Source organism: Streptomyces sp. NPDC020807, from assembly GCF_040641575.1.
Lineage (GTDB): Bacteria > Actinomycetota > Actinomycetes > Streptomycetales > Streptomycetaceae > Streptomyces.
The window spans coordinates 35,918-61,791 of record NZ_JBFADU010000035.1 but is presented as its reverse complement, the minus strand read 5'-3'; the positions used below and the strand labels follow the sequence as shown (position 1 = coordinate 61,791).

Below are 25,874 nucleotides of genomic sequence, written 5' to 3'. Positions count from 1 at the left end.
TGTTTCCAGGCCCTCCGGGCGCTTCCTTCGTTTCCGACTCTATCAGATCTTTTCGATCCGATTTCCTCGGTGCTTTCCGGTCCTTCGCTTTCGCTTCGGGCCTTTCGGCGGTTCCGACTCTATCAGACCTTTTCAGTGCCTGACCCCCAGTCAGCGGGGCTTGTCTTTCCGGCTGTTGGGCCGTTCCGACGTCTCAAACTCTAGCGGATTCCCCGGGCGACTCATAATCGAGTCTTTCGAATTGAATTTCGGCATGCCGAAATTCTTTCCCGTTGGGGAGTTCGTGCGAGTTGAGGTGCCGCATCTGCGGCGGGATGGTCGTCGCAGAACCGTTCCGGCTCCGTGACAACTCGGAGAACATTACGGATCCGCAGGGGGCGTGTCAACCCCTGTCCGTCAGTCCAGGTCCTTGAGCCGGCCGCCGGCGTCGGGCTGGGTGAGCTCCACGCGGCGGAGCAGGCGGATGAGGGCGTCGCCGAGGACTCCCCTCTCCTCTGTACTGAGGTCCTGGAGGAGCTCCTCCTCGAAGTCCGTGGCCATGCGCATGGCCTCCAGCCACTTCGAGCGGCCCTCGTCCGTGAGCTCGACGATCACGCGGACGCGGTTGTTCTCGTCGCGGTCGCGGGTGACCAGGCCCTCGCCCGCCATGCGGTCGATGCGGTGGGTCATCGCGGCCGGCGTGAGGCCGAGGCGCTTCGCGAGCTCGCCCGGGCCCAGCCGGTAGGGAGCGCCCGCGAGCACGAGGGTCTTGAGGACCTCCCACTCCGCGTTGCTGATCCCGAGGTCGGCGAGCTGGCGGCCGTACGCCACGTTCATGCGGCGGTTCAGGCGGCCGAGGGCGGAGACGACCTTCTCGACCTGGGGGTCGAGGTCGCGGTACTCGCGCTGGTAGGCCGCGATCTGCTCGTCGAGGCTCGGCTCCTGGGGAGCGGTGTCGGACATGCGGGGAGTATCCCACGCGCCCCCTTGGCGTTGAAGTCCTTCGGTGTGTATTGTTAAGGAGTTAATTTTAGCTTCTAAGTCTTCAGGGTTCAGGTGTGTAGGTCTGAACCTCTACCGAAGTGGGTGAGTGTGACCAAGGCGAGGGGCGCAGCGATGCGCAGGATTCAGGCAGGCAGTGCGCTGAGCTCGTTCGGGCTCGGCTTCACCGTGCCGTACCTCTATGTGTACGTGGCTCAGGTGCGGGATCTGGGCGCCGCCACCGCGGGCGTCGTCCTCGCCGTCTTCGCCATGGCCGCGCTGGTGGTCCTCCCCTTCAGCGGGCGGGCCATCGACCGGCGCGGGCCCGTACCCGTTCTGCTGCTCGCGTCCGGCGTGGCCGCCGTGGGTGCGGTGGGCATGGGGTTCGCGTCGAACGTGCCGGCGGCCGTGGGGTCCGCGGCGCTGCTCGGCGCGGGTACCGCCGTGCTCCAGCCGGCGCTCGCGACGATGATCGTCTGGTGCTCGACCCCCGCCGGTCGTACGCGCGCCTTCGCCATGCAGTTCTTCCTGCAGAACCTCGGCCTCGGTGTCGGTGGTCTGATCGGCGGCCTGCTCGTCGACACGAGCAGGCCCAGCAGCTTCGTCCTGCTGTTCTCGATCGAGGCGGCGATGTTCCTGGTGCTCGCGGCGGTCGTGGGGACCGTGCGGATGCCGGGCTCGCCCGCCCTGCGGGACACCCGTCCTTCCGGGGGCGCCAAGGGCGGCGGTGTGCGTGCGCTGCTCGGGCACAAGGCGATGGTGCAGCTGTGTGTGCTGGGCTTCGTGCTGTTCTTCGCCTGCTACGGGCAGTTCGAATCGGGTCTCGCCGCCTACGGCACGGAGGCCGCCGGGATCGAGCCGTCGACGCTCGGCATCGCGCTGGCCGCCAACACGGCGGTCATCGTGGCGGCGCAGTTCCTGGTGCTGAAGTTCGTCGAGCGCCGCAAGCGCACCCGGGTGATCGCGGCCGTCGGTCTGATCTGGACCGTTGCCTGGCTCATCGCCGGGTACGCGGGGCTCGGGCACGGCAGCCAGGCGATGGCCACCGCCGCGTTCGTCTCCACGTACGCGCTCTTCGGGCTCGGCGAGGCGATGCTGTCGCCGACCGTGGCGCCGCTGGTGGCCGACCTGGCGCCGGAGTCGATGGTGGGGCAGTACAACTCGGCCTTCGCCCTGGTGAAGCAGCTGGCCCTGGCGGTCGGTCCGGCCGTGGGCGGGCCCATGGGTGCCGCGCTGCACGGTCCGTACATCGTGACGTTCGTGCTCTTCTCGCTCGGCATCACGTTCCTGGCGGTCCGGCTCGGGAAGCAGCTGACCCCCGAGCAGAACCAGCCGTCCCTGGCCTCGGCGAAGCCGTCGAAGGTCGTCGCCCGGCACGAGCCGGTGCGGGAGAGCGAGAGCGCCGGCGCGTAGGCGCCGTCCCTGGGCGCGGACTGATCGTCTTCGATCGGTCCGCGCCCTTTCGTTTCAGTTGGGCAGGGCGAATTCGCACCAGACCGCCTTGCCGCCTCCCGGCGTGCGGCGGCTTCCCCAGGAGGAGGCGATCGTCGCGATGATCGAGATGCCCCGGCCCGCCTCGTCCTCCGTCTCCGCCTTGCGGCGGCGCGGGAGGTGGTCGTCCCCGTCCGTCACCTCGATGATCAGGCGGCGGTCGGTGCGGCGCAGGCGCAGGCGCATGGGCGGGGTGCCGTGCTGGAGGGAGTTCGCGACGAGCTCGCTGGTGGCGAGGACGCCGAGGTCGCACAGTTCGACCGGGAAGCGCCAGCTGGCCAGGACGCCGGAGGCGAAGGCACGCGCGCGGGGGGCCGCTTCCACGCCGCCGAGGAGCTCCAGGGCCGCGTTGTGGAAGAGCTCGGCGTCGGTGCCCTCGCGGGAGGGGTGCTGGACGACGAGGACGGCCACGTCGTCGTCGTGCTCGGCGGTGACGCCCAGGGCGCGGAGGAGACGGTCGCAGACGACCTGCGGGGTGCCGCTCGCGCCGGAGAGGGCGCGGGCGAGTGCTTCGACGCCCTCGTCGATGTCCTCGCGGCGGCGCTCGACCAGGCCGTCCGTATAGAGGACGGCGGTGGAGCCGGGCGGCAGCGCGATGGAGCCGGAGGCGTGGAGCCAGCCGCCGGTGCCGAGCGGCGGGCCCGTCGGATCCTCCGCGCGGCGGACGGTGCCGTCCTCGTCCCGTACGAGGATCGGGAGGTGACCCGCGGAGGCGTAGACGAGCTTGCCCTCGCTGGGGTCGTGGATCGCGTAGACGCAGGTGGCGATCTGGCTGGCGTCGATCTCGGCGGCGAGGCCGTCGAGGAGTTGCAGGACCTCGTGGGGCGGGAGGTCGAGGCGGGCGTACGCGCGGACCGCCGTGCGGAGCTGGCCCATGACGGCGGCGGCGCGGACGCCGCGGCCCATCACGTCGCCGATGACGAGGGCGGTGCGGCCGGCGCCGAGGGTGATCACGTCGTACCAGTCGCCGCCGACCGCCGCGTCCGTGCCGCCGGGCTGGTAGGTGGCGGCGATGCGGAGGTCGTCGGGCTGCTCCAGCTCCTGCGGGAGCAGGGAGCACTGGAGGGTGACGGCGGTCTCGCGGTGGCGGCGCTCGCTGGCGCGGAGCCGCTCGGCGGCGTCGGCGTGGTCGGTGACGTCGGTGGCGTGGACGAGGACGCCGCCCTCGATGTGGGGGCTGTCGACGGGCAGGCAGGTGACCGTGTACGACCCGCCGTCCTGGGTGCGGCGGGACTTCACCGTACGGGGCTTGCCGCTGCGCAGGACCTGGTCGAGGAGGGGCAGCAGGCCGAGGTCCTCCGCCTCCGGGCAGGTGTCGGCGACGGTGGCGCCCGCGGGTCGGGGGCCGAACGCGGCCGCGTAGGCGTCGTTGACGTACGCGATGCGGTGCTCCTGGCCGTAGACCAGGGCGACCAGGCCGGGGAGGCGGCCGAGCAGTTCCCGTACGGAGAAGTCCTCCAGGGCGGGTACGTCGGGGTCGGCGGCGGCGCCGGGTTCGGCGGTGCCGTCGCCGGGCTGCTCCAGCTGCTGCCCGTACTCACCGCGGGCGGCGGGCACGGAGCCTTCGGTCCCCCGCGCCGCGCGGCGCTGCGTACCGGGGAGCCGGGCGCTCCAACGGGTGAAGTTCACGGATCTCTATGCCTCGTGGTGTCGGTGCCGTGCAGAGTCACGCTGTGCAGGTGTGAGCCCACCTATGGTCACACGTCCAGTGTGGACGAGTGCACTGACAGTGACGTCAGGGGTGTCAGGGGGAGGGCTTGTCGCCGTGATCCGGTGGCGGTGCGGCGGCTAGTTCGAATTCGGCGCGCGGGTGTTCGAGCGAGCCGAGGGAGACGATCTCCCGCTTGAACAGGCCCGAGAGGGTCCATTCGGCGAGGACGCGGGCCTTGCGGTTGAAGGTGGGCACCCGGCTGAGGTGGTAGGCGCGGTGCATGAACCAGGCCGGGTAGCCCTTGAGTTTCCGCCCGTAGACGTGCGCGACCCCCTTGTGGAGGCCGAGGGAGGCCACGGAACCGACGTACGCGTGCGCGTACTCCGTGAGCGGGCGGCCGGCGAGGGACGCGGCGACGTTCTCCGCGAGGACCTTGGACTGGCGGACGGCGTGCTGGGCGTTGGGCGCGCACTCCTTGCCGGGTTCCTTCGCGGTGACGTCGGGGACGGCCGCAGCGTCGCCGGCCGCCCAGGCGTGGTCCACGCCCTCCACGGCGAGGTGCGCGGTGCAGCGGAGCCGGCCGCGCTCGTTGCGGGGCAGGTCGGTGGCGGCGAGGACCGGCGCCGGCTTGACACCCGCGGTCCACACGACGGTGCGGGTGGGGAGGCGGGTGCCGTCGCTGAGGACGGCGACGCGGTCCTCGCAGGACTCGAGGCGGGTCTCCAGGCGGACGTCGATGTTGCGGCCGCGGAGCTCGCGGACGGCGTACCGGCCCATCTCCTCGCCGACCTCGGGGAGGATGCGGTCGGAGGCCTCGACGAGGACCCACTTCAGGTCCTCCGCCCTGACGTTGTGGTAGTACCGCGCCGTGTAGCGGGCCATGTCCTCCAGCTCGGCCAGGGCCTCCACGCCCGCGTACCCTCCGCCGACGAAGACGAAGGTGAGGGCGGCGGCGCGGACCGCGGGGTCGCGGGTGGAGGAGGCGATGTCCATCTGCTCGATGACGTGGTTGCGCAGGCCGATGGCCTCCTCGACGGTCTTGAAGCCGATGCCGTGGTCGGCGAGGCCGGGGACCGGGAGGGTGCGCGAGACCGAGCCGGGGGCGAGGACGAGCTCGGTGTAGGTCAGCTCGGTGTCGCCGGTGCCCTCCTCCTCGGTGGCGAGGGTGGAGAGGGTCGCGGTCCGCCTGGCGTGCTCGATCGAACGCACCTCGCCGATGACCACGCGGCAGCGGTCGAGGACCCGGCGGAGGGGCACGACGACATGGCGCGGGGAGATGGAGCCCGCGGCGGCCTCCGGCAGGAACGGCTGGTACGTCATGTACGGCTCGGGGGTGACCACCACGATCTCGACGGCGCCGGATCTGAGCTCCGTGCTGAGCCGCCGCTGGAGGCGCAGCGCGGTGTACATGCCGACGTAGCCACCGCCGACCACGAGAATGCGCGCAGGTTCGGTCACTGTCCCATGACGCAACGCCGTCGGGTGTTTGTCCACAGGCTCGGCAAATTGTGTGACCGGAGGGGTACGGAGGCGCGGGGTGGCGCGCGAGGGGCGTGCGAGGAGAAAGACGCAGGTCACGGCAGTCGTGATGGGTGGGCAACGGTGCCGTAATCGGGAGTGTTCCGGTCCTTGCTCCGATCGGGGGGCGGACCGTACGGAACTCCCCCTTCTGAATTGACCCGGACTCAACTATGTTCGTACCTCGTCGAGGTGTCGGATCGGGGTGCGTGGACCGCACCGCTCATCGGCCGGGAACCTCGTATCAGGGCGGGGAAGTCTCCGGGGGGAGACTCATGAGCGGGGGAACGCTTATGCAGATTCAGGATTCACGCTGGCAGCAGGCGGGCGTCGCGACGGCGACCGCCGACGACGGCCAGGGTGCGGGAGCCGCCGGCGGCGTCAGTGGCGTCGGCGGTGTCAGTGGTGTGAGCGGTACCGGAACGGTGTCCTCGTCGGTGGGCGGCAGATCCGCGCCGCTGCGGGTCGACGCCCAGCGCAACCTCGAGCACGTGCTGCGCGCCGCGCGCGAGGTCTTCGGCGAGCTCGGTTACGGGGCTCCCATGGAGGACGTGGCGCGCCGCGCCCGCGTCGGGGTCGGCACGGTCTACCGGCGCTTCCCCAGCAAGGACGTGCTGGTGCGGCGGATAGCCGAGGAGGAGACCTCCCGGCTGACCGAGCAGGCGCGGGCCGCGCTGGGCCAGGAGGAGGAGCCGTGGTCGGCGCTCTCCCGGTTCCTGCGGACCTCGGTGGCCTCCGGCGCGGGTCGGCTGCTCCCGCCGCAGGTGCTCCGGGTGGGCGTGGACGAGCCGGCCTCCGGTGACGTCGTCGACGGTGCGGCCGGTGTCGGGTTCCCCGGTGGCGAGGACGCCGCGCGCGTCCCGTACCAGCGGGTCGTCGGCGAGTCCGACGCCCGGATCGTCGCTCCTCGCCCGGCGCCGGCCGAGGAGCGGGACGACGCGGGGGCGGCCGAGCTGCTCGACGTGGTCGGCCGGCTCGTCGAGCGGGCGCGTGAGGCCGGTGAGCTGCGGACCGACGTGACCGTGGCCGACGTCCTGCTCGTCATCGCCACCGCCGCCCCGGCCCTGCCGGACGCCGCACAGCAGGCCGCCGCCTCGTCGCGGCTCCTCGACATCCTGCTCGAGGGGCTTCGGTCCCGGTAGGCCGGTCGTCGCCCGGCGGTCATCACCTGTCGGCTTCCGCTGCCCTCGTCGCCTGCTCCAGGCGGACCAACGCGCGTCGCACGAACGTGTGAGCGGTTACGCCTGGATGCGGGAAGTCGCCCCGGACGAGTGGTAAGTGGACGCCGTGCTTCGGCGTGCCCACCCTCTGTGGGAGGCTGGCTCGGTGTTCGGGTCCGAGCGTGCGTACGGGGGCTTCCGCGATGAGCGGTGACAGTCGGGACGATCAGCAGAGCGGCGGCGGCACCGGGACCGGGGAGGCCGCCCCCCGTCAGGTGCCCAGTCAGGGTGGCCCGGGAGGGGTTTCCGGCGGGCCCGCCGGTCCGAGCGTTCCGCACCAGCGCGAGGCGAAGCCCGAGGAGCCGGAGGGCGTCCTGCCGCCTCCGCGCGAACTGCCGTCCTCCGACGCCGAGCTCGTCCAGCTCATGCGGGACGGCGACGACTCCGCGTACGAGGAGCTGTTCCGGCGCCACTCCGACGCGGTCCGGCGGTACGCCAGGACCTGCTGCCGGGACGCGCACACCGCGGACGACCTCACCGCCGAGGTGTTCGCCCGCACGCTCCAGGCCGTACGGGGCGGGGCCGGGCCCGAACAGGCCGTGCGCGCCTACCTCATGACCACCGTCCGGCGGGTCGCCGCGAACTGGGCCAAGACCCAGAAGCGGGAGCACCTCGTCGAGGACTTCGCCGTCTTCGCGGCCGATGCCGCCCGCTCCTCCGAGGTGTCCGACCAGGACACGATGGACCTCGGCGCGGACGTCCGGGCCATGCACGAGGCCGAGCAGTCGCTCGCCATGCAGGCCTTCCGGTCGCTGCCCGAACGCTGGCAGGCCGTGCTCTGGCACACGACCGTCGAGGAGGAGTCGCCCAGCGACGTCGCACCCCTCTTCGGGCTGACCGCCAACGCCACGGCCGTGCTCGCCAGCCGGGCCCGCGAGGGGCTCAAGCAGGCCTACCTCCAGGCGCACGTCAGCCAGTCCCTCACCGCGGGCGGCGACTGCGCCCGGTACGCGGACCGGCTCGGCGCGTACGCGCGCGGCGGGCTGCGGATGCGGGCGGAGCGCGGGCTGCGCAAGCACCTGGACGAGTGCGCCAAGTGCCGGCTCGCCGCCGGTGAACTGGCCCATGTCAATGCCGGGATCCCCGCGCTGCTGCCGGTCGCCGTCATCGGCTGGTTCGCCGCCGGGTACTCGCTCAAGGCCGCCGGCGTCGTCGCGGGCGGTGCCGTCGGGGCCGCCGGGGCGGGAGCCGCTGCCGCCGCCTCCGGGGGAACGGCCGGGAGCGCCGCCGGAGGGGCGGCCTCCGGCGGGACGGCCGGATCCGCCGCCGGGGGTGCCGCTTCCGAGGGGCTCGGGATGCCCGCGAAGGCCGGCATCGCGGCGGCCGCCGCCGTCGCGGCCGCCGCCGGGCTCGTCTGGGCCATGGCCGGCGACCCGCAGCCCGTCGCCGCGCCCCGGCCGTCACCGACGGCCGCCACCCCCGTCGTACCGTCGCAGCCCGCTCCCCCGCCGAAGCCGAAGCCGACGCCCGAGCCCGTACCGCCGCCGGTCACCGTGACGGAGGAGCCGGAGAGGCCCGTCGAGACGGTGGCGCCGACGAAGCCGGTGGAGACCGTCGCGCCCGTCCCCTCCCCGAAGCCGAAGCCGACGCCCACTCGTCCTCCGGCGAAGCCCAGCCCGAAGCCGACACCGACGCCCACCCCGACCCCCACCCCCACGCCGCCCCCCGAGCCGCCGTCGCCCAAGCCGGCCGCGCCCGCGCCGCCCGCCGACTACCAGCTCAACGAGCTGGAGTACGGGGTCGCCGGTGACGGGACCAAGCCCGAGGTGTCGCTCGCCGAGAGCAGCCCCCTGTGGCAGCGCACCGGCCTGGACATCGCGGGGACCTCGTACGCCCACGGGGTCAGCGTGCGCGCGCCCTCCTCGCTGCTCATCAACCTCAACCGGCAGTGCACCGGCTACCGGGCCGTCGTCGGCATCGACGACATGAGCGTGCTGCGCCGGCAGGCCGGTGTCCGCTTCTCCGTCTACGGGGACGGCGTCCAGCTCTGGCGGTCCGAGGTGATGCGGGCGGGCGACCCGGCGGTCCCGGTGTACGTCGACCTCACGGGCGTCTCCGCGATCCGGCTCGTGGTCGAGCAGCACACGCCCTTCGGTCGGATGGCCACCGCAGACTGGGCGCAGTCCCGGATCAGCTGCGGCTGATCACCCGGTCCGCGAGGGACAGGACCTCCGCGACGCCGAGACCCGCGCCCGCGGCGCGGGCCGCGGCCACGGCGGGAGCGCCGAGGGCGGTGACCGCCTTCGCCGTCACCGCCGCCGCCTCGCGCCGTTCGGGCACCGAGCGGGGCAGGTCCCGGCGCCAGGTGTCGACGGCGGCCAGGACGGTCACGGCGAGGGCGGGTTCGTCCGCCTCGGCCAGGGCGACCGCGACGCCCTCGGCGAGCACCGCGCGGACGAGGTCCGCGCACTGGGCCTCGTGGGCGGCGCGCAGTGCCCCTGTCGCGGTGGTGACGGCGGCGGCGCCCACGCCCTCGTACGCCTCCACGCGCGCGGCGAGGCCGGAGATCGCCGCCTCGAAGTGCGGCGGCGGCGTGCCCATCGCGGCCGTCCGGCCCGCCCCCTCCAGCTGGACGCGGGCCTCGGGGATGTCGCCCGCGTCGAGGGCTATGGCGGCGCGCAGGAAGCAGACGAACGTGCGGGTGTCCTGGACGTGGTACCGGTCGGCCTCGTGCTCGGCCGCGGCGAGGCCGCGCTCGGCGGCGGCCATGTCGCCCTCGCGGTAGGAGAGTTCGGCGAGGCGGGCCAGGAGGAAGGGCGTCTCGGCGTGGGCGCCGACCTCGCGGGCGAGACGCAGGGCCTCCTCGTACGCCTTCCCCGCCTCCTCGTGGCGGCCCCGCATCACGGCGGCCTCGGCCGCGGCGCTCTCGATCTGCGCGCTCATCCAGCGGTCGCCGACCCGGCGGGAGAGGGCGCGGAGCTCGGCCAGGTCCTCGTCGATGCCGGCCAGGGCGTCGGAGCCGTCGGGCGTGAGGCCGGGCGTGTCGACCGCCATGTGCGTACGGAACATGAGGCTGATGCCGACCTCCCAGTCGCCTCCGTGGCGGCGGCAGTTGGCGATGGCGGTGTCGAGGAGGGCGCGCATCGCGCGCGGCTCCTCGGTGAAGTAGGCGGTGAACGGCCAGAGCAGCCCCGGGAAGCGGGCGGCCTCGGGCCCCGGGTCCGTACCGAACGCGGCGCGGACGCGGGCGACCACGGCGGCGGTCCCGGGGTCGTCGCGGTAGTGGGCGGCGGTCAGGATGTCGACGGCGAGGAAGAAGTGCAGCATGCGCAGGTGCATGCGCGGCCAGAAGCGGGGGTCCGCCGGGACGTCCGGGTCCTCGCCGAGCGCGAGCGCCCGGTCGGCCCAGGCCAGGCCCTCGGGGCGGTAGTTGCGCAGCCACCAGAACCAGCCCATGGCGAAGACGAGGCGGTGGGCGGCGGCCTCGTCGGGCGCGGTGACGAGGACGCGGTGGAGGGCGGCGCGGATGTTGTCGAGGTCCCGCTCGATCCGCGCGATCCAGGGGAGTTGTTCGGCGGAGCGGAGTCTCGGTTCGGCGTCCTCGGCGAGGGCCGTGAAGTGGGCGGTGTGGGCGGCTCCGGCGGCGGCGAGGAGGTCGGGGGTCTCGGCGGCGCGCTCCGACGCGTACTCGTGGATGGTTTCGAGGAGGCGGTAGCGCATGCCGCCGCCCGGCCCGTCCTCCCCCGCGGTCTCCTCGGTGGGCGTGGCCACGACCAGCGACTTGTCCACCAGGGCGCCCAGGGTGTCGGCCGCGCCCGGGGCGAGGGCCTCGGCGGCGGCCAGGTCCCAGCCGCCCGCGAAGACGGAGACCTGGCGGAGCATCGTGCGCTCGGCCGGTTCGAGGAGGTCCCAGGACCAGTCGACGACCGCGCGGAGGGTCTGCTGGCGGGGCAGGACCGTGCGGGAGCCGGAGGTAAGCAGACGGAACCGGTCGTCGAGGCGGTCCGCGATCTGGCGCGGGGTGAGCAGTCTGAGGCGGGCCGCGGCGAGTTCGATGGCGAGCGGCAGACCGTCGAGGCGGCGGCAGATCTCGTCGATCGTCTCGACGGTGGCGGGGTCGGCCGCCGGGTCGAAGGAGGGGCGTACGGCGCGGGCGCGCTCGGCGAAGAGGCGGTGGGCCGGGTCCGGCGGGAGCGGCTCGACGGGGCGGACCGCCTCGCCGGGGACGCCGAGGGGTTCGCGGCTCGTGGCGAGGATGCGGAGGCCCGGGCAGTGGGTGAGGAGCGTCTCGGCGAGGGCAGCCGCCGCGTCGATCACGTGCTCGCAGTTGTCGAGGACGAGGAGGAGGGGGCGGCGGGCGAGGTGCTCGACCAGGTGGGAGGTGGGGTCGTCCTTGAGGGGCGGGCCGTCGCGGCCCATCAGGTGGGTCTCGCGGAGGCGGAGCGCGGAGAGGACGGCGCCGGGGAGCGCGTCGGGGTCGTCGAGCGGGGCGAGTTCGGCGATCCAGGCGGCGGGGCCGACGGTGCGGAGTGCGGCGGTCTCGGCGAGGCGCGTCTTTCCGGAGCCGCCGGGGCCGGTGAGGGTGACGAGGCGGGAGTGGGCCAGGTCGTCCTGGAGGGCGGCGAGTTCGGGTTCCCGGCCGACGAAGGAGGTGAGGCGGGCGCGGATGTTGCCCGGCACGGGGGTGGGGGTCGGGGTGGGAAGGACGGGTGCGGGGTGGTCGCGTCGCTGTCCGGCGGGCGCGGGGGGTTCGAGGGGCGCGGCGGGCGCGGCGGGCGCGAGGGGCGCGGCCGTCAGGAGGTCGTGGTGGAGCGCCGCGAGTTCCGGGCCCGGGTCGGTGCCGAGGGCGTCCGCGAGCGTGCGGCGGGCCGACTCGTACGCGGCGAGGGCGTCGGCGTGGCGGCCCTCGGCCCGCAGGGCGCGGATGAGGTGGGCGTGGAAGCCCTCGTCGTACGGGTACGTCGTCGTGAGCTCGGTCAGCTCCGGTACGAGTCCGTCGGTCGCGCCCCTGCGGAGGTCGGCCTCGACGCGGCGGCGGAGGGCGGCGAGGCGCTGGGCCTCGGGGCGCACGCCCGCCGGTTCGGGGAGGTCGGCGAGGGCCGGGCCCCGGAAGAGGGCGAGGGCCTCGCGGAGGAGGCGGGCCGCGGTGTCGGGGTCGTCGGCGTCCAGGCGGGCTCCCGCGTCCCGGGCGAGGCGCTGGAACGCGTACAGGTCGATGTCCTCGGGGGCGGCGACGAGCCGGTAGCCGGGGCCGGGGGTGGAGGCGACGGCCTCGGGGCCGAGGGTGCGGCGGAGGCGGCCGACGAGGGCCTGGAGGGCGGCGGGCGCGTCCTGCGGCGGGGCGTCCCCGTACACGTCGTCGGCGAGTTCGGTGGCGGAGGCGGGGCGTCCGCCGCGCAGCGCGAGCGCGGCGAGGAGTGCGCGCAGGCGTGCGCCGCCGAGTGGGAGGGGGGTGCCGTCGGGACGAAGGGCCTCGGTGGTGCCGAGGATGAGATACCGCACCGGTTCATTGTGGCCGGTGGGTGGGGCGGGCGCCTCGGGGTTTACCCGGGTCGGTTCCCGGGTCGGTTCCCGGACCGGTTCCCGGGTCGGCTCCCGGGGCGGTTCCCGGACCGGTCCCTTGGAAGGCGCCGGTGTCCGGGGTGTAGCCGAGGGGGGCGGGGAGCGGGACGGCTGTCCCCGGCTTGTGGATGGACTCGTGGTGGTGCTCGTCGCCCACGGGCTCGGAGCAGACGACGGCCTCGCCGGCCTCACGGTTCTCAGCTGAGAACCGCGCCCGTGGCGGTGGCCGAACATGTTCGCTCGAACGAGTGTGCCGTGACGTTTCACCTGTTCAGGCCCGGATCAGGGCCGGCTCAGGCCGTCAGCGACCTCGACGGGGGGATCAGGGGGCCCTGGACCGCGCGATGGGCCCGGGGGTGGGTGGTGTTCGTCCAGCAGGAGCCCCGGCGCGCGATCAGGCGGCGGAGCCAGAGTTCGGTGGAGACGAGGTCGGCGAGGCCGTCCAGGGAGAGGGGGGCGCCGTCGGCGGCCGCGCGGAGGGCGTCGCGGACGACACGGGCCTCGATCAGGCCCGCGTCCGCGAGGAGGGGCGCCTCGAAGAGGGCGAGGAGGTGCGGGAGGGCGGCCCGGAGGCCCATGCGGGCGGCGGCGGCCGGGAGGCCGGGGTGGGGGGCGCCCCAGCCGGGCGGGAGGTCGTGGACGCCCGCGCCGGAAAGGACCGTGCGCAGGACGCCGGCGCGGGCGTCCGGCTGGACCCGGAGCGATTCGGGGAGCTCGCGGCAGGCGCGCACCACCTGGTTGTCGAGGAAGGGGGCGTGCAGCCGCTGGCCGCGGATCTCCGCCGCCTGTTCCAGGACCCGGTGGTCGGCCGCGGCACGCGCGAGGGCGGCACGCGCGCGTGCCTCGCCGGGGCGCTGCACGGAGGCCGGCAGGGTCGCCGCACGGTTCAGGCGAACCGATACTTCGGCCAGCGCCTCGCCCGTCATCCAGCGCGCCGCCGGGCCGGGACGCGACCAGGCGAGGGCGGAGAGGGAGGCCTCCAGGGGGCCGAAGCCCTCGGGGGCCGCCCGGTTGGCCTCCAGGACCCGGCGCGCCGCCGCTTCGAGGCCGGTGCGGTACGGGGTACGGGCCAGCTTCCGCGCCGCCCGGTAGACGGTCAGCGGCACCAGGAACGAACCCGCCGACGGGCCCGACGCCTTGGCGAGCGCCGTCACGGGACGCACCAGGGAGCGGCGGCGGCGGTCCATCAGGAGGTCCGCGAGACGCGCCGGGTGGGCGTCCAGGACCTGCCTGGCGCCCATGCCGGTGAAGTGGTCGGCGCTGCCGCCCGCGAGGCGCCTGCGGTGGCGCTCCGCCGTGACGAGCGCCGGGCCCGGCTCGTCGGTGAGCGGGCCGTCGAGCGAGGCGTACGGCAGGGCCTCCTCGCCCGCCGCCACGACCACGTGGTGCAGGCGCGGGTCCGCCGCGAGCTCCCTGGCCCGCTCCAGCTCCGTCTCGCGCTCCGCCCCCGAGGGGGTCGCCAGGTCGTTGAAGGTGACGGCGAGCAGCCGCTCCCCCGCTCCCGTGCCGTGCCCGTGGAGCGTGCCCGGCACGCCGGGGAGGCCGGCCGCGAGGAGCGCGAGCGTGCCGGAGGCGCTGCCGCCCGACAGGTCGGCGCCGATGCCGGGCGCGGGGCCGCCGCCGCGGGCCGCCCGCCGGTCCGCAGGCCCCATGCCGGGGACCGGGCCCGGGTCCGGCAGCGGGACCTCAGGCGCGTGCCGGGGGGCCGTGAGCCTGGCCCGTACCGCCTCGACCAGGGCGTCCCGTACGCCCTCGACGGCCTGCCGGGCGTCCGCCTCGGGGGCCGCGACCGCGAGCGAGGCGACCGTCTCGTACCCGGCGATCTCCCGTGAGCCCTCCCGGAGGATCAGGGCGTGGCCGGGCGGGACCCGCCGCACGCCCTCGTACGGGGTGGAGTCGCGGAGCGCCTCCGGGGTCTCCGGGCAGGCGAGCAGGGCGCCGAGGTGGCCGATGTCGAGCTGGGCCTCGACGAGGTCGGCGAGGGGCAGGGCGGCGGTCGCGAAGGCGGTGCCGCCGGCCCACGGGGTGTGGAACACCGGGCGGGCGCCCGCCAGATCACCCGTGACCGTGACGCGGCGGCCGGCCTTGACGACGACGGTGTAGCTGCCGGGCCACGCCGTCAGGTGCCGCAGTGCGCCCCCGCGCGCGGTGAGCAGGCCGACGCGCAGTTCCTCGTCGCCGGCGGCGCAGCAGCCGAGGACCGCGAGACGGGTGCGGTCGTCGACGGACACCACGCGGATCTCGTCGGGGCGCCAGTCGCCGACCGCCCAGAGGGGGTCGGGGTCGCCCCAGAGGAGCTGGGCGCCCACGGGCTGGACCGTGCGGGCCTCGGCGGCCGGGGGGTGGGTGCGGGTGGCGGTCTGCTGGGGGCCCGTGTCGTAGACCGTCCCCGCGTTCGCGCCGAACGCGTGTGCCGTCGCGAAGTTCGCCGTCGCACTGCTCCAGCCCACCAGCCATCGCATCGGCGCCTCCACGTCCGTTTCGGTGGGGGACATGCTGCCACGACAACGGCGCACGGGGCGGAGTCCGGGTGCACGTGTACGCATCCGAATGCGCCCCTGGCATGGGCCAGTTGAGGATCACGCGATACCGGAGACATTCGGCCGAATCTCGACCCCCGGTCGAGGTTTGGGCGGGCGCGCGAACAGAAGGGGAGGCGCCCGCCGCTCGCACGCGGCGCGGCAGCCCGGGAGGCTTTCCCGCCTCCCGGCGCCGTCCGCCGCCCGCGGGGAATGGGACGGCGGTTGCCCTCCGGCCCACTGGTCCGGGACACCACTCCCGGTCGATCGGGCCGACCCACGCACCACCCATGGAACCGCCGTTCCGGCCTCCGGGACGAGAGCGCACGGCCGGGCGCACGGCCACATGGGCGGAGCACGGACCGGGCGCGCGGCCGCGCCCCACGACTGTTCAGACAACAATCTCGCCATACGGAACACCGCCCCTTAACGGTGGGGATGCGGCGAACTACGCTGTGTTTACGAATGCCGCACGCCTATGCCCGGCGTCGTGGCAGCCGTCTGGGTGTCGTGTCGAGGGGTGGCGTCATGTCCAGGGAGCAACGCGGGCCGAACGAGAAGCTCGGCACGGTTCTCGCCCTCGCGGGCATCAGCAACGCCGGGCTCGCCCGGCGCGTCAACGACCTCGGAGCACAGCGGGGACTGACGCTTCGTTACGACAAGACGTCGGTGGCCCGGTGGGTGGCGAAGGGCATGGTGCCGCAGGGCGCCGCCCCGCACCTGATCGCCGCCGCGATCGGGCAGAAGCTCGGCCGGCCCGTACCGCTGCACGAGATAGGCCTCGCGGACGCCGACCCGGCGCCCGAGGTGGGGCTCGCGTTCCCGCGCGACGTGGGCGAGGCGGTGCGTTCGGCGACCGACCTGTACCGGCTGGACCTCGCCGGGCGGCGGGCCGGGGGCGGCGGGATCTGGCAGTCCCTGGCCGGGTCGTTCGCGGTCAGCGCGTACGCGACGCCGACCTCTCGGTGGCTCATCACGCCGGCCGACCCCTCGGTGGAGCGGGACGTCTCACGGGACCTGCCCCGGGGCGGCGCCGGGAGCAGGGGCGGGGGCGCGGCGGGCGCGGCCTCCGGCGGGGAGCTCGGGGCCGAGCACGCGCGCGTGGGGCACAGCGACGTCGCCAAGCTCCGCGAGGCCGCCGAGGACGCGCGGCGCTGGGACTCCAAGTACGGCGGCGGCGACTGGCGTTCGTCGATGGTCCCGGAGTGCTTACGCGTGGACGCCGCGCCGCTGCTGCTCGGCTCGTACTCCGACGAGGTCGGCCGGGCGCTCTTCGGCGCGACCGCCGAGCTCACCCGCCTCGCCGGGTGGATGGCCTTCGACACCGGGCAGCAGGAAGCCGCCCAGCGCTACTACATCCAGGCCCTGCGGCTCGCCCGCGCCGCCGCCGACGTGCCCCTCGGCGGGTACGTCCTCGCGTCGATGTCGCTCCAGGCCACCTACCGCGGCTTCGCCGACGAGGGCGTCGACCTCGCGCAGGCCGCCCTCGAACGGAACCGGGGGCTCGCCACCGCCCGCACCATGTCCTTCTTCCGGCTCGTCGAGGCACGCGCGCACGCCAAGGCGGGCGACGGGCCCGCCGCCGCGGGGGCGCTCAAGGCCGCCGAGGGGTGGCTGGAGCGGTCCCGGGAGGGCGACGCCGACCCGACGTGGCTGGGCTTCTACTCGTACGACCGGTTCTGCGCCGACGCCGCCGAGTGCTACCGGGACCTGAGGATGCCGGGCGAGGTGCGGCGGTTCACCGAGCAGGCGCTGTCGCGGCCGACGGAGGAGTTCGTCCGCTCGCACGGGCTGCGGCTCGTCGTGTCGGCCGTGGCCGAGCTGGAGTCGGGGAACCTGGACGCGGCCTGCGCGGCGGGGACGCTCGCGGTGGAGGTGGCGGGGCGGATCTCGTCGGCGCGGACGACCGAGTACGTACGGGACCTGCTGCACCGCCTGGAGCCGTACGGGCACGAGCCCCGCGTCGTCGAGCTGCGGGAGCTGGCCCGGCCGCTGCTCGTCGCGCCGGCGTGACACGCATCCCACGCTGTGGGCGTTTAGGGGCGTTGTCAGTGGGCCAGTGCACTATCAGGGGTGGGAGGTGGCGCTGGTGTTTGACTGTGACGTGCTGGTGATCGGCGGTGGGATCGTCGGTCTGTCGACGGCGTACGCCCTGACGCGTGCCCGCCCCGGCACCCGGGTCACGGTCCTGGAGAAGGAGCACGCGCTCGCGCGGCACCAGACCGGGCGCAACAGCGGGGTCATCCACAGCGGGATCTACTACCGGCCCGGCTCCCTCAAGGCGCGCTTCGCCACCGAGGGCGCGGCGGAGATGGTGAAGTTCTGCGCGGAGTGGGGCATCCCGCACGAGGTCACCGGGAAGCTCATCGTCGCCACCGGGCGCGACGAGCTGCCCCGGCTGCACGCGCTCGTCCAGCGCGGCAGGGAGAACGGGATCCCGGTGCGCGAGCTCGGGCCCGCGCAGATCAGCGAGTACGAGCCGCGGGTGCGGGGGCTCGCGGCGATCCACGTCGGCACGACCGGTATCTGCGACTACGGGGCCGTGTCCCGGCAGCTCGCCTCCTCGGCGGAGGAGGCCGGGGCGCGGATCCTGTACGGGGCGGAGGTCGTCGCCGTCGACCGGAGACCCTTCGGGGTGGCGGTGCGGACGGGCGACGGGCGGATCGTGCGGGGGAAGGTCCTCGTGAACTGCGCCGGCCTGTACTGCGACGAGGTCGCGCGGCTCGCCGGCGACGACCCCGGCATGCGGATCGTTCCCTTCCGCGGGGAGTACTACGAGCTCGCCGATCCCTCGCTCGTGCGGGGGCTCGTCTATCCCGTGCCGGATCCGGCGTTCCCGTTCCTCGGCGTGCACCTGACGCGGGGCATCGACGGCGGCGTCCACATCGGGCCGAACGCGGTGCCGGCGCTCGCGCGCGAGGGGTACGGGTGGTCCGTCGTCCGGCCCCGCGAGCTGGGCGGGACGCTGGCCTGGCCCGGGTCCTGGGCGATCGGACGGGCGCACTGGCGGTACGGGGCGGGGGAGCTGCGCCGGTCGCTGTCGAAGCGGGCCTTCACCGAGGCGGTGCGGCGGCTGCTGCCGGTCGTGGAGGAGTCGGACCTGGTGCGGGCGGCCGCGGGGGTGCGGGCGCAGGCGGTGCTGCGGGACGGGACGCTGGTGGACGACTTCCTGATCCGGGAGGCGGTGCGGACGGTGCACGTGCTGAACGCGCCGTCGCCCGCGGCGACGGCTTCCCTGCCGATCGGGCGCGAGGTCGCGGCGAGAGCTCTGCGCATACTGGACAAATAGGGCTCACCTTCTGCCGGTAGAATCGGCCGTTGTGTCTGAGCAGAGCGAGAACTCCTCCCCGCAGCCCCCCGCAGCCCCGCCCGCCGCCCGCCGCGGCAGTCGGATGTTCGCGCCCGGCGAGGGGCCCATGCCCGACCCCGCGGGGGCGCACCACGAGCGGCGGATCCGGAGTTTCCAACCGCGCCGCAGCCGTGTCACGTACGGGCAGGCCGAGGCCATGCTCAAGCGGTGGCCCGACTGGGGGCTCGACATCGACGGGAAGAGCGTCCTCGACCTCGGCGAGATGTTCGGCGGGCTCCCGGTCGTCCTGGAGATCGGCTTCGGCATGGGCGAGGCGACCGCGCAGATGGCCGCCGCCGACCCCGGCACCGGCATCCTCGCCGTCGACGTCCACACCCCCGGCCAGGGCAACCTTCTCGGTCTCGCCGACCGCAACGGCCTGACCAACGTCCGGGTCGCCAACGGCGACGCGATCATCCTGCTCCGCGAGATGCTCGGCACCGACTCCCTCGACGGGTGCCGCGTCTACTTCCCCGACCCGTGGCCCAAGGCCCGGCACCACAAGCGCCGGCTGATCCAGCCCGAGTTCCTCAGCCTGCTCGCGACCCGGCTCAGGCCCGGCGGCGTCCTGCACTGCGCCACCGACTGGGAGTCGTACGCCGAGCAGATGCTCGAGGTCCTCACCGCGCACCCGGACTTCGAGAACACCCGCGCCGACGGCGGCTTCGCGCCCCGCCCCGACTTCCGGCCCGTCACCCGCTTCGAGGGTCAGGGGCTCGACAAGGGGCACGTCGTGCACGACCTGCTCTTCCGGCGCGTCCCCCGCGCCTGACGCAGACACGGGGCCGGGGGCACGGGGCTCGGGCACGGGACCGGGGCACGGGACCGGGGCTCGGGGCCGGGGCTCGGGGCCGGGGCTCGGGGCCGGGGCACGGGACCGGGGCACGGGACCGGGGCTCGGGGCCGGGGCACGGGACCGGGGCACGGGACCGGGGCACGGGACCGGGGCACGGGACCGGGGCACGGGACCGGGGCACGGGGCCGGGGCTCGGGGCCGGGGGTGGAGATCTCGAACTCGCTCGTACGGTGTCGGTGGGGGTCGTTAGGGTCGGTCAGGTGTCGAACTCCGTTCCCGCCGAAACCGCGTCAGCGCCCGAGTCCCCCGCGCAGGTCCTCGCCGTGCCCGTCCCGCGGCGGGGCAGCGACGAGCACGAACCCGCGTTCGTCGCCGCCGTCGCCGCCGACCGGTCCCAGTGGCGTTACCGGCCCCGCCGCGCCTTCTGGCGCAGCCGGGTCCTCCGGGCCGTCGCCGTGATCACGCTGCTCGCGCTCTGCGCCCTCGTGATCCTGGCGATGGTCCGCGAGCAGACCGGCACCGAGGGCTTCCTCGTCGGCCTGGGCCTCGCGGTGCTTCCCGTACCACTGCTGGTGGCCGCTTTCCGCTGGCTCGACCGGGTCGAGCCCGGCCCCTGGAAGAACCTGCTCTTCGCCTTCGCCTGGGGCGCCTTCGCCGCCGCGCTCGTCGCGATCCTCGCGAACACCTTCGCCGTCCGCTGGATAGCCACCGCCACCGCCGACCCCGACTCCGCCGACGCCCTCGGCGCCACGGTCGTCGCGCCCGTCGTCGAGGAGACCGCGAAGGCCGCCGCACTCCTGCTGCTCTTCCTGCTGCGCCGCCGCCACTTCGGCGGGCTCGTCGACGGCGTGGTCTTCGCCGGGTTCACCGCGACCGGCTTCGCCTTCACCGAGAACATCCTCTATCTCGGCAACGCCTTCGGCGAGGACCAGATGGCCGGCACGTCCGGCATCGGTTCCGTCACCGCCGCGACCTTCTTCGGCCGCATCGTGATGGCCCCGTTCGCCCACCCGCTCTTCACCGTGCTGACCGGCATCGGCTTCGGCCTCGCCGCCCTCGCCCCGCGCGGCAAGCGGCTGCGCCGGGTCCTGCTGCCGATCGCCGGGCTCCTGCTCGCCATGGGGATGCACGCCGCCTGGAACGGCTCGGCCAGCTACGGCGGCCCCTGGTTCTTCCTCGTCTACGTGGGCTTCATGGTGCCCGCCTTCGGGCTGCTGACCTGGCTCGCGGTGTGGAGCCGCCAGCGCGAGCTGCGCACGATCGCCGGCGAGCTCCCGGCGTACGCGGCGGCCGGCTGGCTCTCCCCCGCCGAACCGCTCGCGCTCTCCTCGATGGGCGCCCGGCAGATGGCCCGCGCCTTCGCCGCCCGGACGTACGGGCCTCCGGCGGCGCAGGCGGTCGGCGAGTACGAGTCCTTCGCGACGACCCTCGCGTTCCTGCGGAACCGGGCCCGGCGCGGCACGGCCGGGCTCTCCGAGGCCGAGTTCACCGCCCGCGAGCAGGAGCTGCTCCACCACCTGTGGCAGCGCCGGGAGGTCGCCTCGCCCTCGCTCACGTACGCGGCACGGGCCACCGGGAAGGTGTGGGCGCCGCCGCAGTACCTCGACTACGGCGGCTACAACCCGTACAGAAGCTAGCCCCGGGCCCCGGTCAGGCCGAGGCCTTCGTCAGGAGGGCGAGCTCCGCTTCGGTGAGCGTCAGGTCCGCCGACGCCACCAGCGCCGGCAGCTGCTCGACCGTGCGCGCCGAGGCGATCGGGGCCGCGACCGTCGGCTGGGCCGCGAGCCAGGCCAGGGCGACCGTGGCGACCTCGGCCCCGTGCGCCGCGGCGACCTCGTCGAGCGCCGACAGCACGGCCTGGCCGCGGTCGGTGGCGAGGTGCTGGGCGGCGCCGTCGGCGCGCACGCTGTCGACCGTGGCGCCCGGGCGGTACTTGCCGGTGAGGAAGCCGGAGGCGAGACCGAAGTACGGCACGGAGGACAGTCCGGCCTCAGCGACGGTGTCGAGGAGCGGGCCCTCGTACGTCTCGCGCGAGACGAGGTTGTAGTGCGGCTGGAGCGCCACGTACCGGGCGAGGCCCTCCGCCTCCGCGAAGTCGAGGGAGGCGCGCAGCCGCTCCGGGGAGATGTTGGAGGCGGCGACGGCCCGCACCTTGCCGTCCTTCACGAGCTGGTCGAGGGCGGTGACGATCTCCTCGACGGGGACCGTCTCGTCGTCGAAGTGCGTGTAGTAGAGGTCGATGTGGTCGGTGCCGAGGCGGCGGAGCGACTCCTCGACGGCGCCCTTGACGGTGGTGGCGGCGAGGCCCTTGTAGCGGGGGTGGGCACCGACCTTGGTCGCGATGACGAGGTCGTCGCGGTTGCCTCGGGAGGCCAGCCAGCGGCCGATGACCGCCTCGGACTCGCCGCCCTCGTGGCCCTCGGCCCAGGAGGAGTACATGTCGGCGGTGTCGACGAAGTTGCCGCCCGCGGCGACGTACGCGTCGAGGACGGCGAAGGACTCGGCCTCGTCGGAGGTCCAGCCGAAGACGTTGCCGCCGAGGGCGAGCGGGAAGACGTGCAGGTCGGAAGCGCCCAGCGGGCGGAGAGTCGTCATGGTGTGATCAACTGCCCGCGCCGCCGGGGCTATTCCGTACGGGAGGGAGAGCCGGCACGGGAGGGAGAGCCGGCACGGGAGGGAGAGCCGGACTCGACCGGCCTCAGATCGTCAGGCCCTTGGAGCGGAGCCAGGCCGCCGGGTCGATGCCGTCGCCGCCCGCCGTGTGGACCTCCATGTGGAGGTGGGCGCCGGTGACGTTGCCGGTGGCGCCGACGCGGCCGATCGTCTCGCCGGTGCCCACCGTCTGGCCCGCGCTGACCAGCATCGACGACAGGTGGCAGTACCAGACCTCGGTGCCGTCCTCCAGCTCCAGGACGATCCGGTAGCCGTACGAGCCGGACCACGCGGCCGACTTCACGGTCGCGCCGTGGACCGCCTTCAGCGGCGTGCCCGTGGGCGCGGCGAAGTCGAGGCCGGTGTGGTAGCCGGAGGACCACATCGAGCCGGACTGCATGTAGGTGGCGGTGAGGCTGTACGAGGAGAGCGGCAGCGAGTAGCTGGCGGCGAGCTGCGCCAGGCGCTCGGCCTCCGCCTTCTCCGCGGCGATCCGCTCTGCCTCGGCCTTCTCGGCGGCGATCCGCTCGGCCTCCGCCTTGGCCTCCGCTTCGGCCTTGGCCTTGGCTTCGGCTTCCGCCTCGGCCTCGGCCGCCGCGGCCTCCGTCGCCGCCTTCTCGGCCGCGAGGCGCTCGGCCTCCGCCTTCTCGGCGGCGTCGGCCTCGGCCTGCTGCTGCTCGGCCTGCTGGAGGATGCGGGCGCGCAGGATCTCGCCCGCGTCGACGGTGCTGGCCGTGGGCTGCGTGGACGGGGTGAAGGTGGCGGCGGTGGCGGTGTTCGCGGTCGCCGTGGCGGCCCCGGCCCGGGCGGTCTCGTCGGCGGCAGCGGCCGGGGCGGTGCGCTCGGCGGCGGGGGTGACGTAGGTGGCGGCGGTGAGCGGGTTCGCGTTGCCGGTCGTTCCGGTGGAGTTCCCGGAGCCGTTCGAGCCGCCCGTGCCCCGCTCCTCGTCGGCGAAGAACTCGCCGACGCCGGGGAGGTCCTCCGCTGCCGGGAGGTGCAGGTCGGGGAGGTCCGGCAGGTCGGGGAGGGCTATCGAGACCGGGGGCTTCTCCTGCGCGGTGGCGAGGCCGCCCGCGCCGACGGCGGCGATCACGCCGACGCCGAGGACGGTGGAGGAGCGGGCGAAGTTGGAGCGCTGCTTGACGACCCGGTGCCGGCCGCCGGAGCGGCTCTCGGCGCGGAGGGATCCCTCGGTGGGGTTCCACTCGGTGCCCGGAGCGGCAGGACCCGCACCACCACCGAAGGCGTCGAAGGGGGCTTCGGGTGCGGGAGTGTTGGACGCCACGGAGGCGCGCTCCTTTCCTTCCTTCTCGCCTACCGGGTTAGCTGACGGGTTCGGAGCAGGAAGGTCTCCTACGGGCCCGGTCGCACGGGTGCGTGTTCCGCACGGGTGCGCATGGGCTCGATTCACCCCAAGTGGTGGTTCCCCGGTTCCCTTTCGGGATTCGGCGCGTGCGCACGGTGCCGTCTCTTGCGACGGCTGGGACGACCGCGCTGCGTTATCGAACGTTAATAGACACGGGGTCCCGATTCCAAGCCGTTCCCGGTGATCGTTCATTGAATTGGTGGGTTATCGCCCGAGTTGACCACCCTTCAGAAAGGGGGATCGGGGCACTTCGCAAACCCCGGCGATCTGACGTTATGTCAATTGTTATCCCAGTGAGACCCCTCGACTACCCATGGTCACCGACCCCGCCGAGGTCACCGGCCCGAGCCCTCGGGCGGCACCACCGGCATCGTCCGCCGCCGCTCCGGCTGCCCCGTCGCCGGACGGCTCAGCGCGAGCAGCGCCATGTCGTCCGTCGACTCGCCGCCCGTGTGGAGCCGTACGTCGTCCACGAGCGCGTCGAGCAGCTCCTCGGGCCCCGGGAAGATCCGCCCCGCGAGCCGGCGCGCCGGGTCGTAGAAGACGCCCGCCGCGTTCCGCGCCTCCGAGAGCCCGTCCGTGTAGAAGAGGAGCGTCGCGCCCCGGGGGTACGGGCGTTCCTCGACGCGGTCCGGCCAGACCGCCAGCTCGCCCATGCCGAGCGGCAGCGCGGGCTCCGTCGGATCCAGGACGTCCAGGCTCCCGTCCATGGAGAGGAGCAGCGGCGGCGGATGGCCGCGGTTGACGATCCGTACGGTCGCGCCGTCGTCCGTCGTGCCGTCGCCTCTCGTGCCGTCGCCTCTCGTGCCGTCGTCCGTCGTACCGTCGTCCGTCGTACCGTCGTCCGTCGTACCGTCGTCGGTCGTGCCGTCGCCCGCGGCGTCCGTCCCCGTCGGCGTCTTCGTCCTCGGGATCTCCGTCCTCGGGATCTCCGCGAGGACCGCCGTCGTGAACCCCTCGAACGCGTCGAGCCCGTCCCTGCGGGTGCCCTCGCGGGCCAGCGCCCGTTCCAGCCGGTGCGCGACGCCCTCCAGGCTCCGTTCCTGCTCGGCCGCCTCGCGGAACGCGCCGATGACGACGGCCACCGCCTCGACCGCGTCCATGCCCTTGCCCCGGACGTCCCCGACGACGAGCCGCACCCCGAACGGGGTGTCCTGGACGGCGAACAGGTCGCCGCCGATGAACGCGTCCGCCTGCGCCGCCTCGTACCGGGCCGCGCACTGGAGCCCGCCGATCCGCTCGGCGGGCGCGGGCAGCACCGCCTTCTGCGCGGTCTCCGCGATGACCCGCGCGGACGCGAGCCGTTCACCGCTGCGGCGCACGACCCGGTTGATGAGCATCGCGAGCGCCGAGACGGTGACGACCGTCAGGGTCTCGGTGAGGGCCGGGATCTCGTCGACGGTCCCGTTGTAGAGGTGCAGGCCGAAGGAGGCGAGGATCGCGGCGATCCCGGTGAGCAGGGTCGTGAGCGTCGAGAAGAACGGCGCGGCGATCAGCGGGGCGGCGGAGAAGAGCGGGGCTGCGGTGTACGAGGGCGGGGTCAGCACGTCGAAGACGACCCCGCCGACGATGATCAGCGGGGGCAGCGCGCGGAGGAAGCGCCGGGCGCCGCCGTACGGGCGGCCGTCCTTGCCGCCACCCGTACGGAGCCGCCCGCCGCCCGCCGCTCCTAGGGGGTGACCCACCTGTGCTCTCCTGCCCGGCCGGTGTCGTACCGCGTCCTCCCCAGGGTGGCCGCCGCCGCAGCGGGCGGCGACCTCCACGGGGCCGACTGGCGTACGTACGCGGCCGCGGCGCGAGCAGGACGAGCACGGCGGGCGCCCGCCGGCTCATGTCGCTCACGCGTCGATCATCCGCACGTCACTCACTCACAGTGCGGGCGACGCTACGGTGGGGCAGGACGCGCCCGCAAAGAGCCGGCCCGGTTTCGGCCACCGCTCACTTCGGGCAGCGGAGCCCCGAGGGGTCAGAGGTTCCGCTCGGCGTAGACCGCCATCGCGTCCCTGACGAGGAGCGCGGTGCCCTCTCCGTGCTTGTCGTAGTTCGCGGTGAAGCGCGGGTCGTCGACGTACATCTGTCCGAGCCCGACCACGTACTCCTTCGTCACCGTCGACGTCGTCGACAGCCAGGCGATCTGGCGGCGCGCGATCGCCTGCACCTCGTCGCTGTCGGCCGCGAGGCCGTCCCGCGCCGCCTGCCCGAAGTCGCGGGCGATGCCGGCCTGCTCGTCCATGAACGCCTTCTTCTGCGCGGCGTCGAGCGAGCGCCACCAGCGGTCGCCCTTCTCGTACGCCTCGCGGCCCCAGCGCTCGGTGACCTCGCCCTCGTACCGCGCGTGGTCGAAGCCGTCGAACACTTCCTCCGCCATGAGCTCTTCTCCGTTCTCGGTCTTGTGGAGAGTGGTCCGCACGGACGCGATCTGGCGTCCGATGCGTTCGCGTTCCCGCTCCAGGAGGGCGAGGTGGGTCCGCAGGGCGGCGGACGTGTCGCGCTGCCCCGCGAGGACCTCGGCGATGGCGGGCAGCGAGAGCCCGAGCTCCCGCAGCAGCAGGATGCGCTGGAGGCGTACGAGCCCCGCCTCGTCGTAGTACCGGTAACCGTTCGCGCCGATCCGGCTCGGTTCCAGCAGTCCGCGCTCGCCGTAGTGGCGGAGGGTGCGGCTGGTGGTGCCGGCCTTCTTGGCGATCTCCTGGATCGACCACTCCATGACGAAAACGGTAGATCTTGACGTTGCGTAAAGGTCAAGCCGAGAAAAAGGGGGTCAGGCCGAGAAAAGGGTCGAGCCGAGAAAAGGGGCACACGACGAAGGCCCGGATCGTTTTCACGATCCGGGCCTTCGTTGCTACTGAG

The 25,874-nt window shown here is 74.1% G+C and carries 16 protein-coding genes and 1 riboswitch; of the genes, 7 read left to right on the top strand and 9 right to left on the bottom strand.

What is annotated here, in order from left to right:
* Positions 1–396: 396 nt before the first annotated feature.
* Positions 397–942: a MarR family transcriptional regulator gene (locus tag AB0G79_RS31260; protein WP_360812445.1), complete on the bottom strand. Its 546-nt coding sequence runs from the start codon at positions 940–942 to the stop codon at positions 397–399.
* A gap of 153 nt (positions 943–1,095) precedes the next feature.
* On the opposite strand from AB0G79_RS31260, the gene AB0G79_RS31255 reads away from it, so the two are divergent.
* Positions 1,096–2,373 (top strand): MFS transporter, encoded by a 1,278-nt coding sequence (locus AB0G79_RS31255; protein ID WP_360812443.1) that lies wholly within the window; start codon positions 1,096–1,098, stop codon positions 2,371–2,373.
* Positions 2,374–2,427: 54 nt separating this feature from the next.
* On the opposite strand, the gene AB0G79_RS31250 is transcribed toward AB0G79_RS31255, so the two are convergent.
* The gene (locus AB0G79_RS31250) at positions 2,428–4,080 is read right to left on the bottom strand and encodes a SpoIIE family protein phosphatase (RefSeq protein ID WP_360812441.1); all 1,653 of its coding nucleotides are present in this window, start codon (positions 4,078–4,080) and stop codon (positions 2,428–2,430) included.
* Positions 4,081–4,195: 115 nt separating this feature from the next.
* Positions 4,196–5,560: an NAD(P)/FAD-dependent oxidoreductase gene (locus AB0G79_RS31245; RefSeq protein ID WP_360812439.1), complete on the bottom strand. Its 1,365-nt coding sequence runs from the start codon at positions 5,558–5,560 to the stop codon at positions 4,196–4,198.
* A 353-nt stretch (positions 5,561–5,913) separates the two neighbouring features.
* Between AB0G79_RS31245 and AB0G79_RS31240 the strand changes: the two genes are divergently transcribed.
* Together AB0G79_RS31240 and AB0G79_RS31235 are read left to right on the top strand one after the other, a co-directional pair.
* On the top strand, positions 5,914–6,762 hold the full coding sequence (locus tag AB0G79_RS31240; RefSeq protein WP_360812437.1) for a helix-turn-helix domain-containing protein: 849 nt from the start codon (positions 5,914–5,916) through the stop codon (positions 6,760–6,762).
* Positions 6,763–6,983: 221 nt separating this feature from the next.
* Positions 6,984–8,984, top strand: coding sequence for a sigma-70 family RNA polymerase sigma factor (locus AB0G79_RS31235; protein WP_360812435.1), 2,001 nt, complete (start codon positions 6,984–6,986; stop codon positions 8,982–8,984).
* On the opposite strand, the gene AB0G79_RS31230 is transcribed toward AB0G79_RS31235, so the two are convergent.
* On the bottom strand, positions 8,971–12,282 hold the full coding sequence (locus AB0G79_RS31230) for a BTAD domain-containing putative transcriptional regulator (RefSeq protein WP_360812433.1): 3,312 nt from the start codon (positions 12,280–12,282) through the stop codon (positions 8,971–8,973). The genes AB0G79_RS31235 and AB0G79_RS31230 overlap by 14 nt on opposite strands.
* Positions 12,283–12,635: 353 nt before the next feature.
* Positions 12,636–14,804 carry an asparagine synthase-related protein gene (locus AB0G79_RS31225; protein WP_360812455.1) on the bottom strand — a complete coding sequence of 723 codons (2,169 nt, stop codon included), beginning with the start codon at positions 14,802–14,804 and terminating at the stop codon, positions 12,636–12,638.
* Positions 14,805–15,389: 585 nt separating this feature from the next.
* Between AB0G79_RS31225 and AB0G79_RS31220 the strand changes: the two genes are divergently transcribed.
* The 4 genes from AB0G79_RS31220 (at position 15,390) to AB0G79_RS31205 (ending at position 20,643) form a co-directional block, all read left to right on the top strand.
* Positions 15,390–16,874 carry an MFS transporter gene (locus AB0G79_RS31220; RefSeq protein ID WP_360812431.1) on the top strand — a complete coding sequence of 495 codons (1,485 nt, stop codon included), beginning with the start codon at positions 15,390–15,392 and terminating at the stop codon, positions 16,872–16,874.
* Positions 16,875–16,950: 76 nt separating this feature from the next.
* Entirely contained in the window at positions 16,951–18,150 is a 1,200-nt protein-coding gene (gene lhgO / locus AB0G79_RS31215) for an L-2-hydroxyglutarate oxidase (protein WP_360812429.1), read from the top strand.
* A 103-nt stretch (positions 18,151–18,253) separates the two neighbouring features.
* Positions 18,254–18,982 (top strand): tRNA (guanosine(46)-N7)-methyltransferase TrmB, encoded by a 729-nt coding sequence (trmB, locus tag AB0G79_RS31210; protein WP_360812453.1) that lies wholly within the window; start codon positions 18,254–18,256, stop codon positions 18,980–18,982.
* Between the two features lie 347 nt (positions 18,983–19,329).
* Positions 19,330–20,643, top strand: coding sequence for a PrsW family intramembrane metalloprotease (locus AB0G79_RS31205; RefSeq protein ID WP_360812451.1), 1,314 nt, complete (start codon positions 19,330–19,332; stop codon positions 20,641–20,643).
* 13 nt (positions 20,644–20,656) lie between these two features.
* Here AB0G79_RS31205 and AB0G79_RS31200 read toward each other — a convergent pair whose 3' ends face one another.
* The 4 genes from AB0G79_RS31200 to AB0G79_RS31185 form a co-directional block, all read right to left on the bottom strand.
* Positions 20,657–21,601, bottom strand: a complete 945-nt coding sequence (locus AB0G79_RS31200) for an aldo/keto reductase (RefSeq protein ID WP_360812427.1) — start codon at positions 21,599–21,601, stop codon at positions 20,657–20,659.
* Positions 21,602–21,704: 103 nt separating this feature from the next.
* On the bottom strand, positions 21,705–22,943 hold the full coding sequence (locus tag AB0G79_RS31195) for a M23 family metallopeptidase (protein ID WP_360812425.1): 1,239 nt from the start codon (positions 22,941–22,943) through the stop codon (positions 21,705–21,707).
* 11 nt (positions 22,944–22,954) lie between these two features.
* Positions 22,955–23,119, bottom strand: a riboswitch (cyclic di-AMP (ydaO/yuaA leader).
* Positions 23,120–23,359: 240 nt separating this feature from the next.
* Positions 23,360–24,610, bottom strand: a complete 1,251-nt coding sequence (locus tag AB0G79_RS31190; RefSeq protein ID WP_360812449.1) for a PP2C family protein-serine/threonine phosphatase — start codon at positions 24,608–24,610, stop codon at positions 23,360–23,362.
* 380 nt (positions 24,611–24,990) lie between these two features.
* Positions 24,991–25,731: a MerR family transcriptional regulator gene (locus AB0G79_RS31185; RefSeq protein ID WP_360812423.1), complete on the bottom strand. Its 741-nt coding sequence runs from the start codon at positions 25,729–25,731 to the stop codon at positions 24,991–24,993.
* Positions 25,732–25,874 lie beyond the last annotated feature (143 nt).